The sequence below is a fragment of the Kaistella sp. CFF1-2 genome (genome assembly GCF_059509915.1).
This window is the reverse complement of the sequence record NZ_JCAKLF010000002.1, coordinates 225,710-241,115: the sequence shown is the minus strand read 5'-3', so window position 1 is coordinate 241,115 and position 15,406 is coordinate 225,710. Positions and strand designations below refer to the sequence as shown.

General features: G+C 36.5%; 13 protein-coding genes and 1 riboswitch. Of the genes, 11 read left to right on the top strand and 2 right to left on the bottom strand.

Features of this window, described 5'->3' with window-relative positions; genetic code table 11:
- Window positions 1-18: 18 nt before the first annotated feature.
- Window positions 19-771, bottom strand: a complete 753-nt coding sequence (locus AC5XHR_RS06220; RefSeq protein WP_495949920.1) for an RDD family protein — start codon at window positions 769-771, stop codon at window positions 19-21.
- 23 nt (window positions 772-794) lie between these two features.
- On the opposite strand from AC5XHR_RS06220, the gene AC5XHR_RS06215 reads away from it, so the two are divergent.
- The 7 genes from AC5XHR_RS06215 (at window position 795) to AC5XHR_RS06185 (ending at window position 7,524) form a co-directional block, all read left to right on the top strand.
- Window positions 795-1,775: a stage II sporulation protein M gene (locus AC5XHR_RS06215; RefSeq protein ID WP_495949919.1), complete on the top strand. Its 981-nt coding sequence runs from the start codon at window positions 795-797 to the stop codon at window positions 1,773-1,775.
- Window positions 1,776-1,860: 85 nt separating this feature from the next.
- Window positions 1,861-2,724, top strand: coding sequence for a DUF4013 domain-containing protein (locus AC5XHR_RS06210; protein WP_495949918.1), 864 nt, complete (start codon window positions 1,861-1,863; stop codon window positions 2,722-2,724).
- Entirely contained in the window at window positions 2,714-3,508 is a 795-nt protein-coding gene (locus tag AC5XHR_RS06205) for a DUF4129 domain-containing protein (RefSeq protein WP_495949917.1), read from the top strand. The genes AC5XHR_RS06210 and AC5XHR_RS06205 overlap by 11 nt, the downstream gene beginning before the upstream one ends.
- Before the next feature lie 5 nt (window positions 3,509-3,513).
- A complete protein-coding gene (locus tag AC5XHR_RS06200; RefSeq protein WP_495949916.1) occupies window positions 3,514-4,677 on the top strand; it encodes a DUF4350 family protein in 1,164 nt (387 codons plus the stop codon).
- Window positions 4,678-4,707: 30 nt separating this feature from the next.
- Window positions 4,708-5,730: an AAA family ATPase gene (locus tag AC5XHR_RS06195; protein WP_495949915.1), complete on the top strand. Its 1,023-nt coding sequence runs from the start codon at window positions 4,708-4,710 to the stop codon at window positions 5,728-5,730.
- Between the two features lie 15 nt (window positions 5,731-5,745).
- Complete coding sequence (locus AC5XHR_RS06190) at window positions 5,746-7,068, top strand: DUF58 domain-containing protein (RefSeq protein WP_495949914.1); 1,323 nt, start codon at window positions 5,746-5,748, stop codon at window positions 7,066-7,068.
- Window positions 7,069-7,095: 27 nt separating this feature from the next.
- Entirely contained in the window at window positions 7,096-7,524 is a 429-nt protein-coding gene (locus AC5XHR_RS06185) for an OsmC family protein (protein WP_495949913.1), read from the top strand.
- Between the two features lie 55 nt (window positions 7,525-7,579).
- Here the strand turns inward: AC5XHR_RS06185 and AC5XHR_RS06180 are convergent, their stop codons facing one another.
- Window positions 7,580-10,183, bottom strand: coding sequence for an MGH1-like glycoside hydrolase domain-containing protein (locus AC5XHR_RS06180; protein ID WP_495949912.1), 2,604 nt, complete (start codon window positions 10,181-10,183; stop codon window positions 7,580-7,582).
- 234 nt (window positions 10,184-10,417) lie between these two features.
- A riboswitch (SAM riboswitch) is annotated at window positions 10,418-10,522 on the top strand.
- Window positions 10,523-10,577: 55 nt separating this feature from the next.
- On the opposite strand from AC5XHR_RS06180, the gene AC5XHR_RS06175 reads away from it, so the two are divergent.
- The 4 genes from AC5XHR_RS06175 to AC5XHR_RS06160 are packed head-to-tail and all read left to right on the top strand — an operon-like array spanning window position 10,578 to window position 15,351.
- Window positions 10,578-11,522: an alpha/beta fold hydrolase gene (locus AC5XHR_RS06175; RefSeq protein ID WP_495949911.1), complete on the top strand. Its 945-nt coding sequence runs from the start codon at window positions 10,578-10,580 to the stop codon at window positions 11,520-11,522.
- Between the two features lie 6 nt (window positions 11,523-11,528).
- Entirely contained in the window at window positions 11,529-13,067 is a 1,539-nt protein-coding gene (locus AC5XHR_RS06170; protein ID WP_495949910.1) for an ACT domain-containing protein, read from the top strand.
- 59 nt (window positions 13,068-13,126) lie between these two features.
- A complete protein-coding gene (locus tag AC5XHR_RS06165; RefSeq protein WP_495949909.1) occupies window positions 13,127-14,302 on the top strand; it encodes an O-succinylhomoserine sulfhydrylase in 1,176 nt (391 codons plus the stop codon).
- A 29-nt stretch (window positions 14,303-14,331) separates the two neighbouring features.
- On the top strand, window positions 14,332-15,351 hold the full coding sequence (locus AC5XHR_RS06160) for a homocysteine S-methyltransferase family protein (protein ID WP_495949908.1): 1,020 nt from the start codon (window positions 14,332-14,334) through the stop codon (window positions 15,349-15,351).
- Window positions 15,352-15,406 lie beyond the last annotated feature (55 nt).

Here is a 15,406-nt window from a genome sequence, read left to right as displayed (position 1 = left end):
TAATCTAATCTACAAAAATTATGCTTCTTTTCCAGTATAGAAATTATAGTCTTTGATTACGATACCCACAAATTGCTTTTCCGTCATCGCCGTTTTATCAAAATCAACTTTAATAATTTCCTTAATCTTGTCCGAAAGCTTTGTGATCACCTGTCGATCGTCGATAAGTATCGCTTTTTGATAATTTGATTTTATAATTCGCATATCATTATCGGATAAGGCAATAACTTGCGGGAATGTAGGGATATAATCTTCTTTTAGATTTTCTAAAATCGTATGGGAAATATTGATGTTATTTTTAAGCGAAATGACCGCTGTTCCCGAAGCTAAACCACCCAAACGTTGATTGTTGGTGGATAGAATCATACTAAGGACACCCGCGATTCCAGCGGTAATGTAAATGTCAATTAAACGAAAAATCCAACGGATAAAAAAATCGGTAAACGTCGCTTGATAGCCGTCAATTTTTACCACTTTAATTTTCATCAATTTTTTACCAAAGGTTTGTCCCTCCATAAGGCTTTCCAGTACCAACGTGTAAATATGGGCCGGTAATGTTATAATGGTGAATAACGCCATTGCTGACGTGGTATCAATTGAACCTAAAAAATCCCCGATTCCCAATAGATGTAAAACGATATAGTAGATAAAACTGATAAAAGCTATTCTAATTAAGCTATCAATGATGAAAGCCACAATTCTGTCGCCAATACTCGCCAAAGCAAAATTAATATTTACATTTTGTGATGTGGTAATAGCAATTTGAGACATATTTTTTATTATTTTAGCTTGGTATGAGAGAAGTTGCCTTTATAAAGCAAAATAAAGAAAAATGGTTGGAAGTAGAGCGGGTGATCAACGGAAAAGATAAAAAAAATCCGGATGATCTCTCTTCTATGTATATTAATTTGATTAACGATCTCTCTTTTGCCCAAACCTATTATCCGAAAAGCAATACAACGGTTTATCTCAATTATTTGTCTTCTCGAATCTACCAAAATATTTACAAAACCAAGCGTGCTGAGAAAAATAAACTTGTAGAATTCTTTAAAACCGAGGTTCCTTTAACGATCTATCAATATCGTCGATATCTTATTTATGCGTTTGCGCTTTTCACTATTTTTGTTTCTTTTGGGGTGATTTCTTCCATTTACGATAAGGAATTTGCCAATCTAATTTTGGGAGATGGTTACGTAAATATGACTATTGAAAATATTGAAAAGAACAATGAAATGGGCGTTTATCAGCAAGGCTCTTCTTGGGGAATGAGCTTTTTGATTATTTTAAATAACCTAAAAGTTGGGGCAACCTTATTCTTACTTGGGATTTTTGGAGGTATAGGAACGGTTTGGTCTTTGTTTCGAAACAGCGTTATGTTAGGGACATTTCAGTATTTTTTTGCGGAGCGTCATGCTTTATTAGATTCTGCGAGAGGAATTTGGTTGCATGGAACTTTTGAGATTTTTGCAATGGTGATCGAGGCGATGGCAGGTTTGGTTTTGGGAGCTTCTATTTTGTTTCCTAAAACACGATCGCGGTTGGATTCATTTAAAGATGGTTTTCGCGATTCATTTAAGATATTTGCGAGTACCATTCCATTTACCATTGTTGCGGGTTTAATTGAGGGCTATCTTACACGGCATGCATTGAAATTACCTTTATTTGTCAATGGAATCATCATCTTCGGATGTTTATTTATATTAGTATATTACTACATCATTTACCCATTTCTGGTTCATAAAAAAGCAAAAAACACCTATGCTGCAATTCTTTAAAAAGAGGGATTTCGGATCCTTTATTTCCGATACATTTAATTTTTTCAAGGTTTACGGAAAAAACTATTTCAAAAATTATTTTTTATTGAATGGAATTTTTCTACTACTAATGTTGGTGGTTCTTGCCGTAGGTTTTGGTCAATTTTTTGCGCAATTATTTGGATCTAACGTTTCGGGGCAGAGTTATTATTTTGAACAGTATTTTCAGGAAAATGAATTCATGTTAATTATAACGGTTATTGGAGTTATTATTTTGTCCATTGCCATTTCCGTGATTGCGTATGCATTTCCTGTTTTTTATATGAAATTGGCTTCGGAAACAGGACGAAATAATTTTAAAAGCGATGAACTTCTTGCCGAATTGAAGAAGAATGCAGGAAAACTTTTCAAACTTTTTCTTGGAATAACATTTATCGTTACCCCTATTTTTCTAATTCTTTTGGTTGTTTCCTACTTATTGGTACTTATTTTAATCGGGTTTTTCTTGTTGTTACTTTTAGTTCCAACGTCATTTAACATCATTTATTTCTTGATGTTTGATTATCTGTCAAGACCCAATCGAAGTTTTTTTGATTCGTTAAGCTATGCGTTTCGTTCGCAATTTTCGTATCAAAATGCGAATGAAAAATCACCTTTTTGGAAGTATTGGGGCGCTACATGCGTTATTTTTATCATCTATTACGTCTTGTCTACGATCATTTCTATTGTTCCGTTTCTGATAATTTGGTTTTCAGCTTTCACGGTTCCGCAAGGCGGCGAGGCCAATCCATTCAATGAAACAACAGCGATTATCTTAGTGGTTACCTATATGGTTTCAATTTTCGTTTCCTATGTATTGATGAACATGATTGCAGTGAATTCTGGGTTGATGTATTACGATAACAGAACCGATATTCATCAGGAATTGGATATGCAAGAAATTGATCGAATTGGACAACATGAAATCTAAATTTTTATTTGTTTTTGTATGTATTTGTAGCTTGGCCTATGGTCAGGTAGATTCTGTCGTTACCAAAACCGTGGATAGTGTGACGGTCGAAGTAATACCTTATAACAACAAAGATTATCTAAAAGTTGATTCATTAATAAAACTAAAACCAACAACGGAAAACGTCGTTTTCCCAAAACATTTTCCAGAGAAATTCAAATCAAAATATAAAGGAGAGGAGTTTGATTACACCTTGGTTAAGCCAAAAGAATCCATTATGGAACGCATGCTCCGTAGGATTTCTAAAATACTTTCATCGATATTCGGGGAAATGGATCCCTTTAAAGCGGGGGATATTGCAACAACTATTTTTAGGATTATCGCAATCGGGGTAATCGGATTTTTGCTGTATTTTTTAATTCGGTTTTTGGTGGGGAAAGATGGGAATTTCTTTTTCTCGAAGAAGAATAAAAAGCTTAAAATCGCTTCACATGATTTGGATGAAAATATTCATGAAATAGATTTTCATACAAGCATTGCGCAATACGAAGCTCAAAAAGACTGGCGTTATGCAATCCGATATCAGTTTTTATTTGCTTTGAAAAAACTTTCAGACCAAAAAATTATTGATTGGAATCCTGAAAAAACGAATAAAGATTATTTGAAAGAAATTCAAAATTCATCCGATAAACAAGCATTCCGAAAGCTGGTTTATATTTTCGATAATGTTTGGTACGGCGAATTTGAAGTTGGAGAGTCCGAATATCACGTGTTCAAAACCGAATTTCAAAACTTTAGAAAATAAGCGGTATGAATAGAACACTGAAACTTTATGCTATTATTTTCGTTGCCTTGGTGGCGGTTTTGGCCATCATGCAATTAACGCGCAAGGAAGTTACCGATTGGCGCAAGAATTATGAATTGACTTCCAAAACTCCTTTTGGATTGTATATTTTCAACAAAGAAGCCTCATCAATTTTTAAAAATAAAATAACGAAAATATCCGAAACTCCTTTTGAATACTATCGCGCAAATCCCAAGAAAGGGGCTCACAATATTCTTATAATTGAACAAAGTTTGGATCAAAGTTCGTGGCAAAAAATTGTTCAAGAAGCTCAAAAAGGAGCAGACGTGATGATTTTTCAAGAACATTTGTACGGTTTTGTATTGGATACGCTGAAAATTGGTTCGCCCGCGAATGTCAATTTTGAAGAGATCAATACAATGAAACTTACTGATGTGAAATTCCAAAAAGACAGCATTGTTATTGATAAACTTCCTGGGAGAAGTGGTTTTCATGGCGTTGGAAAGGAGGTTGAAATTTTAGGATTGAATAATTCTTCTTCAAAAAAGATAGGTGCCAATTTTATTAGAAGAAAGGTGGGCAAAGGTGCAATTTATATTCATACAGAGCCTTTGGTGCTTACCAATTATTATCTGTTAGAAAAGCAGAATTATCGTTATACACAAGATATTTTGTCCTATTTGCCAGATCGAGAAACCATTTGGTTTAATGAAAAAGCAGATGTAAGATCGTCTTCAGAAATGCGGTATATTTTAAGCCAACCCGCATTGCGTAATGCATGGTGGTTGTTTTTAGCAGGAATGATCTTGTTTGTATTTTTCACCGCAAAACGTAAGCAACGCATCATCCCAACGATTGAACCATTACAAAATAAGTCGGTTGATTTCGTGAAAAGCATTGGAAATTTATATCTTCAAGAAGGTGATTTCCATGACATGATGGCTAAAAAAGCACAATATTTTTTACATAAAGTTCGATTAGAATTACTTTTGGATACGTCTCAATTGAATGAGGATTTCGTTCGAAAACTCAATCTCAAAACGGGAGTGTCGATAGATAAAATAACAGAAGCTGTTGGTTTAATGAAGAAAGCGATTGATCCTTATTCTGCCGTAATGAAGGAGGATTTGGAGAGAATGAATTCACTTTTAGACGAAATATACAAATAACAGTTTCCACCAAAAATTAAAAAAAAGCGTATGGAAAATTTTGAAAATAACGAAACCCCAATTCAGTCACAAAGCTCTGAAAATACCCCTTTTCAGTCCCGAATTGATATGACGGAATTAAGACAAAATATCGAAAAAGTAAAAAACGAAATTGGAAAAGTGATTGTTGGCCAAGAAAGTATGGTTGAACATCTTTTGGCGGCTTTGCTATCCAACGGACACGTGATTATTGAAGGAGTTCCTGGAGTTGCGAAAACGATTACGGCAAAACTTCTAGCAAAGACGGTGGATGTTGGCTTTAGCCGAATTCAGTTTACGCCTGATTTAATGCCTTCTGATATTTTGGGAACATCAATTTTTAATGTCAAAAACTCAGAATTCGAATTCAAAAAAGGACCGATTTTCTCGAATTTCATTTTAATTGATGAGATCAACCGTTCGCCAGCGAAAACGCAAGCTGCCTTGTTCGAGGTGATGGAAGAGCGTCAAGTAACGATGGATGGAACAAGGTATCCGATGGATGAGCCTTTTTTGGTTGTGGCGACACAAAACCCAATTGAACACGAAGGAACGTATCGTTTGCCGGAAGCGCAACTTGACCGTTTCTTATTTAAAATTGAAGTAGGCTATCCGAATTTGGAGCAAGAGGTGAAAATCATTCAGAATCAGCATCAATCCAAGTTGGTTGATAAAACCGATGTCGTGGAGCGTGTGATTTCGGGAGCGCAATTAAAAACGTATCAACAACAAGTGAAAGATATTATTGTTGAACCGAATTTGATTGAATATATCGCTAAAATCATTATAAACACAAGAGAAAATCAGTTTTTATATTTGGGAGCTTCACCAAGAGCGAGCTTAGCTTTGTTGAATGCGTCTAAAGCTTTTGCCGCAATCAGAGGTCGTGATTTTGTGACGCCAGAAGACATTAAAGAAGCAAGTTATGCGGTTTTAAGACACCGTGTTATGGTTTCTCCAGAACGAGAAATGGAAGGTCTTACGGCGGATGAAATCATTCGTCAAATTTTAGAAACCATCGAGATTCCTCGTTAATTTCGATTTCGAATTATGAAAAAATTGTACATCAATAATCGTTTTTATTACGTGCTTTTAGGAGTGTGTGTGGTGTACGTGTTGGCTTTCTTTTTCCCGAAAATAATGCTACTTGGGCATATTTTGTTGGTGCTTTCGATTTTAGTGTTTTTAGTGGACATTTTATTGGTGTTCATGCAGAAAAACGGAATTTCTGCGCAACGTATTTTACCCGATAAAATGTCTAATGGTGATGAAAACGAGATTAAAGTAGATATTAAAAATCAATATTTCTTTAAAATTTTCACCAAAGTTATTGATGAGATTCCATTTCAATTTCAAAAAAGAGATTTTGCGATTGAGAAGCAAATTGCACCATCAAAAAATGCGTTTTTTCAATATACTTTGATTCCGAAATCGCGTGGTGAATACAGTTTTGGAGATCTTAATATTTACGTTTCTTCCGTTTTAGGATTGGCTTGCAAGCGCTATTCGTTTCAAAAAGGAGCGATGTTGGCAAGTTATCCATCTTTTGTTCATCTTAGAAAGTACGAATTGATGGCGCTTCAGAATGAATTTCTATTGGGTGGAATCAAGAAAATTCGGAAGCTAGGACACACGATGGAGTTTGAACAAATTCGGGAATATGTACAAGGAGACGACATTCGTTCGATAAACTGGAAAGCGACATCCAAGCAGAATAAGTTGATGATTAATCAATATCAAGATGAAAAATCACAACGAATTTACATGCTAATCGACAAGGGGAGAACGATGCAAATGCCGTTCAATGGGCTTAGTTTGCTCGATTATTCCATCAATGCAACGATGGCACTTTCGCATATTATTTTGAAAAAAGGCGACCGGGCTGGAATGATGACCTTCTCCAAGAAAGCCGAAAATAAAGTCGCCGCCGAAAATAAAAACGGACAATTAAAGAAGATTTCCGAAGCCTTATACAATATCCAAACGAATTATTTTGAAAGTGATTTTAATCGTCTGTATCAGGATGTAAAATTCAGCATTAGTCAACGAAGTTTGGTGATTATGTTTTCGAATTTTGAAACCTTAGATGCGTTAAATCGCCAAATGAAATACCTACGTGGAATTGCAAAAAATCATTTATTGGTAGTTGTTTTCTTTAAGAATTCGGAGTTTCAGAAACTGATTCATTCCAATCCCGAAAACATGCAAGATATCTACGATGAAATTATTGCAGAGAAGTTTGAATTTGAGAAAAAGCTCATTATTCAAGAGCTTCGGAAATACGGAATCTACACGGTTTATACGCTACCCGAAAATTTGAATATCGATGTAATCAATAAATATTTGGAGATTAAAGCGCGCGGAATTTTATAACTTTACACTTCTAAATACAATCTTTTTATGAAAATTAACTTAAATAGAATCAACGACGACTATCTTTTTGAATGTACGAATAGCCAAGGCAACAAAATCTTGATCGATAATGCGAGTTTACCTGGTTCAACAGGGGTTTCGCCGATGGAAACGGTTTTGATGGCGGTTGCTGGATGTAGTGGAATTGATTTGGTTTCTATTTTGAAAAAACAAAGACAAACGATTACGAATTTTTCTGCGGAAGTTGAAGGAGAACGCATTCCTGTGGATGAAGCAAAACCTTTTAAAGCAATTAAAGTAAAGTTTTTCCTAGATGGTGAGGTTGATCCTAAAAAAGCATTAAAAGCAGCTCAACTCTCATTTGAAAAATACTGTTCTGTTTCGAAAACCTTAGAACCGAATGTTGAAGTTACCTACGAAGTTACCGTGAATGGAACGCTTGTTTCTGCGGAATAGTTTGAAAGTAGTAAAGCATAAGAAAAATCGGCCTTGGCCGATTTTTTTTATTTTATTACATAGGTTTGGGTTGAATTAATTTAGCTACCGTTGCCGTCCAACCGCACTGATGGCTTGCTCCAACGCCACGACCATTATCACCATGAAAATATTCATAAAACATAATGAAATCCTTGAATTCGGGATCGTAGTTGAAAATTTCGTTTCCGCCATTAAAAGCACGTTCTCCTTTTTCGTTTCGTAGGAAAATTCCTTGCAAACGCTTGCTCAAATCATCAGCAACCACATTTAATGAAACTTCGTTTCCGCTGCCTTTTGGAAGTTCTACATTCAAGCTATCACCGTAATAGAAATAGAATTTTTGTAAACTTTCCACAATCAAAAAGTTGATCGGGAACCAAATAGGACCTCGCCAATTCGAATTTCCACCAAACATCGACGAATCACTTTCTGCGGGTGTATAATGCACTACATATTCGCGTCCGTGAACTTGGAAAACAAACGGATTTTTTTCATAAACCTTCGACATCGCTCGAATTCCATAATCACTTAAAAATTCGTTTTCATCAAGCATTCTATTGAGAACATTTTTCAAACGCGTTCGTCTCAAAATACTCATCAAATGTTTACGACCTTCACCTTCAACTTCCCAATGCGAAACGAGGTTTGCGAGTTCTTTTTTGTTTTTCAGAATCCAATCCATCCGTTCTTGGAACTTCGGCATGTTTTCCAACAAATTATGGTCGATAATTTCCACCGCAAACATCGGAATTAATCCAACAATACTTCTCAAACGTAATGGCAACGCTTGCCCATCGGATAATTGTAAAACATCATAGAAGAAACCGTCTTCCTCATTCCAAAGACCTTGGTTGTTGGTTCCCAAATTTTCCATCGCCTCTGCGATATACAGATAGTGCTCGAAAAATTTAATCGCCATATCTTCATAAACACGATAATGCTGCGCCAACTCCATCGCAATACGCATCATATTCAGTGCGTACATTGCCATCCAAGACGTTCCATCAGCTTGTTCTAAGTGATCGCCGTCTTCAAGTTCCATATTACGGTCAAACGCACCAATATTATCGAGTCCTAGGAATCCGCCACCGAAAATATTTTTTCCGTGTTTATCCTTGCGATTCACCCACCAAGTAAAATTCAACAATAACTTTTGGAAAACTTTTTCTAAAAATAGTAAGTCGGGACGTCCGTGGATTTTTTCATCAATTTTAAAAACCCTGAAGCAAGACCAAGCGTGAACAGGCGGGTTTACATCGCTCATGTTCCATTCGTACGCTGGAAGTTGCCCATTCGGGTGCATGTACCACTCTTTGGTAAGCAACAACAACTGATTTTTTGCAAAATGCGGATCAATCAACGCGAAAGGAACGCAGTGGAACGCCAAATCCCAAGTCGCATACCATGGATATTCCCATTTGTCGGGCATGGAGATGATGTCCTTGTTGTGAAGGTGTTTCCAATCTGTGTTTCGAACGTAATGATTGAAATCTCGTGGCGCTTCAAAATTAGGATCACCTTTCAGCCATTTTCCAATATTGTAATGGTAGAATTGTTTGTTCCACAAAAGTCCTGCAAAAGCTTGTCTTTGGATGTTTTTTTCATCTTCATTGGTCACATCTTTCTGTACCAAATCATAGAATTCATTACTTTCTTGAAGTCGAAGATTAAAAATAGCATCGAAATCTTCAAAAGCGTTTTCTAATTCTTTTTCCGTTAATCGGAAATCAAAATGCTGCCTAGCGCCTGGCTCTAAAACAGTTTTAATGATAAAACTAGCTTTGGTTCCTTGTTTTTCAGGGTTGATAGTTTCACTTCCATGAACTATAAAATCATTGATTCCATCCTTGAAATACCCATCTGAAACAAAATTATAAAGTTTTTTGGTATTGGTTTCGTTTTCACAAAAAGCATCGTCTAATGGTGTTCGAGAGTAGAAATTCTTCATACTCAAATCGTCATGCGAAATTTCAATGTTTCCTTCTTTTATATGCTTTAAGGAAGGTTTGTATTCATTGTATCCCCATTTCCAATTGTTGCGATACCAAATAGTTGGTAAAATGACTAATGGAGCCGTTTTATGACTTCGGTTAACTGCAGTAACTCGAATCAAAATATCCGATTCCGAACCTTTTGCATATTCAATAAAAATATCGAAGTAGTCTTTGTTTTTGAAAATATCTGTATCGATAATTTCAAATTCTTGCTCTTTTTTAGTTCGCTTTGCATTTTCCTCGATCAATTGTTCGTAAGGAAAGGCTGTAGTAGGATATTTATACACCATTTTCATGTAGGAATGCGTTGGTGTATTATCGAGATAGTAAAAGATTTCTTTAATGTCTTCGCCGTGATTTCCTTGATAATTGCTCAGTCCAAAAAAACGCTCTTTAACGCGTTTATCTTGGGTGTTCCAAAAAGAAAAAGCAAAACATAAACGTTGCTTTTCATCGGAGATTCCTGCAATTCCTTCTTCTGCCCATCGATAGGCGTAGCTTTCGGCGGTATCGTGACCTGTGTATTCCCAAGCGTTGCCACTTGGACTATAATCTTCGCGAACATTTCCCCATTGGCGGTTACTTACATAAGGTCCCCATTTTTTCCAATTTTCGTCTGCTGAACGTTTCAGTTCTTCACTCATCATTTCAAATTTGTGCAAAAATAAAAAAGATTTAGTAGAATATTTAATTTGTTGATTCCTAATTTTTTATATAAAATTTTCAATTTTGAACATGATGAATTTAATAAAAACTCCAACAAAGTCCGATGTTGAGGAGTTTACAACGAATTGTAGAAATTCTATAAAACTTTTTTGGTAGATTAAATTTCGTTAGCGTATATTTGCATAAGAAAATTGTTCATTTACATATTGAAAATGTTATTGAGAAAGGTGGAGAGATTAGACTCTGTGAAACCTTGGCAACCCTTCGGAAACGAAGAAGGTGCTAAATTCTACTCCTAATATTGGGAAAGATAACAAAGACTTTTACTTCTACAGGTAGCATTTTCGATGGATTTTTAAGGAAAAAAAGAAATTGAAAACTTCGCTACACCATATTCAACTACATAATTTTACAAGCTCGAATGCAACGCATTGGGAGACACTTTCATTGTCGTATCAAGTATTCGGACAAGAGCTTCATCATGCACCTTTGGTGCTTATTAATCATGCACTAACAGGGAATTCCCATGTTGGTGGTGACGATGGCTGGTGGAAAACGTTGGTGGGAGCCGGAAAAGTGATCGATACAGATAAATACACCGTTCTTTCATTCAATATTCCGGGGAACGGCTATGACGATTTCACAATTGAAAACTCCAATACATTTACTGCAAAAGACATCGCTCGTTTGTTTTTGTTGGGACTTAAAGAGTTAAAAATTTCATCACTGTTCGCTTTAATTGGAGGTTCCGTTGGCGGTTCTGTTGGATGGGAAATGTTGGCTTTAAATCCGAATCTAACACAAATTTTTATTCCCGTTGCCACCGATTATAAAACATCAGATTGGTTGCATTCGCAATGTTTGGTTCAGAAATTTTTATTGGAAACAGAAGAGCAACCTCTAGAAAAAGCTCGAATTCATGCCATGTTATGCTACCGAACTCCCGAATCCCTCAATTTAAGATTCAAAGGTGAAACAGACGCGGTAAAACAAATGCGAAAGTCGCACGATTGGCTTTCGTATCACGGAAAAAGTTTGAGCGAGCGATTTACACTTAAAGCCTACCGATTGATGAATCATTTATTGATGACGATTTCGGTTACCGAAGAGCAAATCAAAACCATTCAAACAGAAATTCATTTGATATCCGTGGATACCGATCTTTTTTATCCCGCATTTGAAATCAAAAAAACCTTTGAAATTTTAGATGAAAATCAAACAAACGTAAGCTATCACGAAATAAAATCCATTCATGGGCATGATGCCTTTTTAATGGAATACGAACAATTAAACGCAATTTTAAAACCTATATTTTAAGTAATTATGTCAGAAAAGAACACAATCAATATATACAGAAACAAGGCTTTGGTGAATTTTGAAGGAAAAGATTTCCTTGGACAAATAGGCGTCGATTCTCGAATTTTTAATGCTTTAAATGGAGGAGGAATTAGCGTCGGAGTGATCTCACAACAGGCGATTGAAAACGGGATTTCTGTACTCGTTGATGAGAGCGATGCCGAAAAAGCCGTCCAAGTTTTGAAGGACGAGTTCCTAAAAGAAAACAACCAAGGCGTGGTGAGTGGGATTTACAGTATTCATCAATTGACGGTTATTGGCTTTGTTTCGGATAATTATTCGAAAATTTTGTCGGAGCTTCAACGTCATAAAATTTACCCGTTATTGTTGAATCAGGTGGCTTCAGCCGGACGTGTGAATATTGTCGTTACCGAAAATCAAACGGAACTTGCTAAAAACATCATTGAAACCGAAATTTTCGGAAAGCCAAAAGCGGTTCATTTAGCGTTAATTGGTCACGGAAATGTTGGTGGAACTTTAGTGGAGCAAATTTTAGATTCGGCACACGATATTTTGAATCGAAAGAGAATTGATTTAAAGGTAGTAGCCATTGCAAATTCACGAAAAATGGCTTTGAATAAAGCGGGTTTTGGAAGTGATTGGAGACAAAAAATTAACTATTCGCAGAATGAGTTTAATATTCAAGATTTAATCGCTTACGCGCAAGAACATCATCTAGAAAACCTTGTGATGGTGGACAATACGGCGAGTAAAGAATTTGTTTTGAATTACGATGAGTTTGTAGAAAACGGATTTGATGTGATTTCGTCCAACAAAATTTACAATACTTTGCCCATTGCGAAATACAGAAACTTCCGTCAAATTTTAAATAAAAACAAGAAACATTATTTGTACGAAACCAATGTTGGCGCTGGTTTACCGTTAATTGATACGATTAAATTATTACACTTATCAGGAGAAAATATCACTCGAATTAAAGGTGTATTTTCTGGTTCGTTAAGTTATATTTTTAATAATTTTTCTGTTCGTGACGAGGTGTTTTCCACGATTATTGGCGAAGCGATGGAAAAAGGATTCACCGAGCCAGATCCACGTGAAGACCTTTCTGGAAACGACGTTGCGAGAAAACTGTTGATTCTTGCTCGTGAATTGGATTTGATTAATGAGTTTTCGGATATTAATATTCAAAATTTGATTCCACAGAATTTATTGGAAATTCCAAAAGACGAATTTATCGGTCGTTTGGATGAGTTGAATACCGAATATAAGTCGATAAAAGAAAATCAAAAACCAGATCACGTATTGCGTTATGTGGGTGATCTTCATGGAGATTTAAGCCAAGACAAAGGGGTTTTGGATGTGAAATTAGTTTCTGTTCCTGCAAATTCGGCTTTAGGTCAATTGAAGGGTTCTGATTCGATTTTCGAGATTTACACCGAAAGTTATGGTGAGAATCCAATCGTAATCATGGGAGCAGGCGCAGGCGCGAAAGTTACGGCTCGTGGCGTTTTTGGAGATATTCTACGTTTAAGCGAAACGATTTAAAAATAAATTGAAATAAAAAACACGTTTTCTGAGCTAATTTCAGAAATCGAAAATTGAAAATGGAAAATAAGAAAACCAATCATTTTGAAACCAATGCCATCAGACAGCAAGCGGAAAGAACGCAGTTTGATGAGCATTCCGTACCGTTGTATCTAACGTCAAGCTTCGTTTTTGAAGATGCGGAAGATATGCGTGCCAGTTTCGCAGAAGAGAAAGATAAAAACCTGTATAGCCGATTTTCGAACCCAAATGTGACGGAATTTGTAGATAAAATTTCACAAATGGAAAGTGCCGAAGCGGGTTATGCATTCGCAACGGGAATGGCGGCTATTTACTCGACATTTGCAGCTCTGCTAAATGCAGGTGATCACATTGTAAGTTGTCAATCGGTTTTCGGTTCGACACACACGTTGTTCACGAAATATTTCCCAAAATGGAATATTGAAACTACGTATTTCAAAGCAGAAAATGCAGATACGGTTGAAAGTTTAATTCAACCCAATACCAAGATTTTATATCTTGAAACACCGACCAATCCTGCGATTGAGGTGTTGGATTTAGAATATTTTGGAACTATTGCGAAGAAACATAATTTGCTATTTATTGTTGACAATTGTTTTGCGACGCCCTATTTACAACAACCAATTAAATTTGGAGCAGATGTCGTGGTACATTCCGCAACTAAATTGATTGATGGTCAAGGTCGTGTTTTAGGCGGTGTTGCCGTTGGTAGAGCTGATTTAATTCGTGAAATTTATCTTTTTGCACGGAACACAGGTCCTGCGATGTCGCCTTTTAATGCTTGGGTCTTGAGTAAAAGTTTAGAAACGCTAGCTATTCGAGTTGAAAAGCATTGCGAAAATGCGCTTAAAGTTGCTGAGTTTTTAGAAAACCATCCAAATGTTGATTTGGTGAAATATCCGTTTTTACCTTCGCATCCGCAGTACGAAGTTGCTAAAAAGCAAATGACATTAGGAGGAAATATCGTTGCTTTTGAAGTGAAAGGAGGTATTGAAGGTGGCCGAAATTTTTTGAATAAAATTAAAATGTGTTCACTTTCTGCCAATCTTGGAGATACGAGAACGATTGTTACGCATCCTGCATCAACTACGCATTCTAAGTTATCAGATGCAGAAAGAGAAGAAGTGGGAATTACCGCTGGTTTGGTACGTTGTTCCGTTGGTTTGGAGCATGTAGATGATATTATTGCTGATCTAAAACAAGCTTTAGATTAAGCCGTAGAATTTTTAAAAAGAAGATTCGTATGAAAAATTCAGAAAAATTATATGAAGCGCTATCCAATCGAATTTTGATTTTGGACGGTGCGATGGGAACGATGCTTCAGCGATACAAATTCGAAGAAGAAGATTATCGTGGAACACGTTTTCAGGATTGGGCGTCGCCCGTTAAAGGAAATAATGATTTGCTTTCATTGACGCAACCACAGGCAATTGCCGAGGTTCACAGAAAGTATTTGGAAGCAGGAGCGGATATTTTGGAGACCAATACCTTTTCCGGGACAACCATTGCGATGGCGGATTATCACATGGAAGAATTGGTTTATGAACTGAACTACGAATCGGCTAAAATTGCACGTGAAGTATGCGATGAGTTTACGGCTAAAAATCCAGATAAGCCTCGTTTCGTTGCGGGTTCTATGGGACCTACGAATAAGACGGCGAGTTTGAGTCCCGATGTTAATGATCCTGGCTATCGCGCGATTACGTTTGACGAGCTTCGTTTGGCGTACAAACAACAAGCGGAAGCGCTTTTGGATGGTGGTTCAGATATTCTTTTGGTAGAAACGATATTTGATACCTTGAATGCAAAAGCAGCGCTTTTTGCCATTGACCAAATTCAAGATGAACGTAAAATTCAGATTCCGATTATGGTTTCAGGAACAATTACAGATGCATCAGGAAGAACGTTAAGCGGACAAACGGCAGAGGCTTTTCTGATTTCTGTTTCGCATTTGAATTTGCTAAGTGTTGGTTTCAATTGTGCTTTGGGAGCAAAACAATTAACACCGTATTTAGAAGCGATTTCGGCACATTCTGATTTCGCAATTTCTGCGTATCCAAATGCGGGTTTACCAAATGCGTTTGGACAATACGACGAAACGCCAGAACAGATGGCGGATCAGGTGAAAGAATATATGGAGAAAGGTTTAATTAACATTATTGGTGGCTGTTGTGGGACAACGCCGGAGCATATTGGTGCTTTAGCCGTTTTAGCAAAAGACTATGCGCCGCGACCAATTGGAGTGACAGAAAATTTGGATTAAATAGCATTTTGTATTTAGGATTTCATTCGTATTTTTGTTAGGAAACCATACAAGA

What these genes read in the sequence shown, in the direction of transcription:
- AC5XHR_RS06220 (WP_495949920.1), bottom strand. Translation starts at nt 771, where the DNA reads ATGTCTCAAATTGCTATTACCACATCACAAAATGTAAATATTAATTTT.
- AC5XHR_RS06215 (WP_495949919.1), top strand. Translation starts at nt 795, where the DNA reads ATGAGAGAAGTTGCCTTTATAAAGCAAAATAAAGAAAAATGGTTGGAA.
- AC5XHR_RS06185 (WP_495949913.1), top strand. Translation starts at nt 7,096, where the DNA reads ATGAAAATTAACTTAAATAGAATCAACGACGACTATCTTTTTGAATGT.
- AC5XHR_RS06180 (WP_495949912.1), bottom strand. Translation starts at nt 10,183, where the DNA reads ATGAGTGAAGAACTGAAACGTTCAGCAGACGAAAATTGGAAAAAATGG.
- AC5XHR_RS06165 (WP_495949909.1), top strand. Translation starts at nt 13,127, where the DNA reads ATGGAAAATAAGAAAACCAATCATTTTGAAACCAATGCCATCAGACAG.
- AC5XHR_RS06195 (WP_495949915.1), top strand. Translation starts at nt 4,708, where the DNA reads ATGGAAAATTTTGAAAATAACGAAACCCCAATTCAGTCACAAAGCTCT.
- AC5XHR_RS06170 (WP_495949910.1), top strand. Translation starts at nt 11,529, where the DNA reads ATGTCAGAAAAGAACACAATCAATATATACAGAAACAAGGCTTTGGTG.
- AC5XHR_RS06200 (WP_495949916.1), top strand. Translation starts at nt 3,514, where the DNA reads ATGAATAGAACACTGAAACTTTATGCTATTATTTTCGTTGCCTTGGTG.
- AC5XHR_RS06160 (WP_495949908.1), top strand. Translation starts at nt 14,332, where the DNA reads ATGAAAAATTCAGAAAAATTATATGAAGCGCTATCCAATCGAATTTTG.
- AC5XHR_RS06190 (WP_495949914.1), top strand. Translation starts at nt 5,746, where the DNA reads ATGAAAAAATTGTACATCAATAATCGTTTTTATTACGTGCTTTTAGGA.
- AC5XHR_RS06205 (WP_495949917.1), top strand. Translation starts at nt 2,714, where the DNA reads ATGAAATCTAAATTTTTATTTGTTTTTGTATGTATTTGTAGCTTGGCC.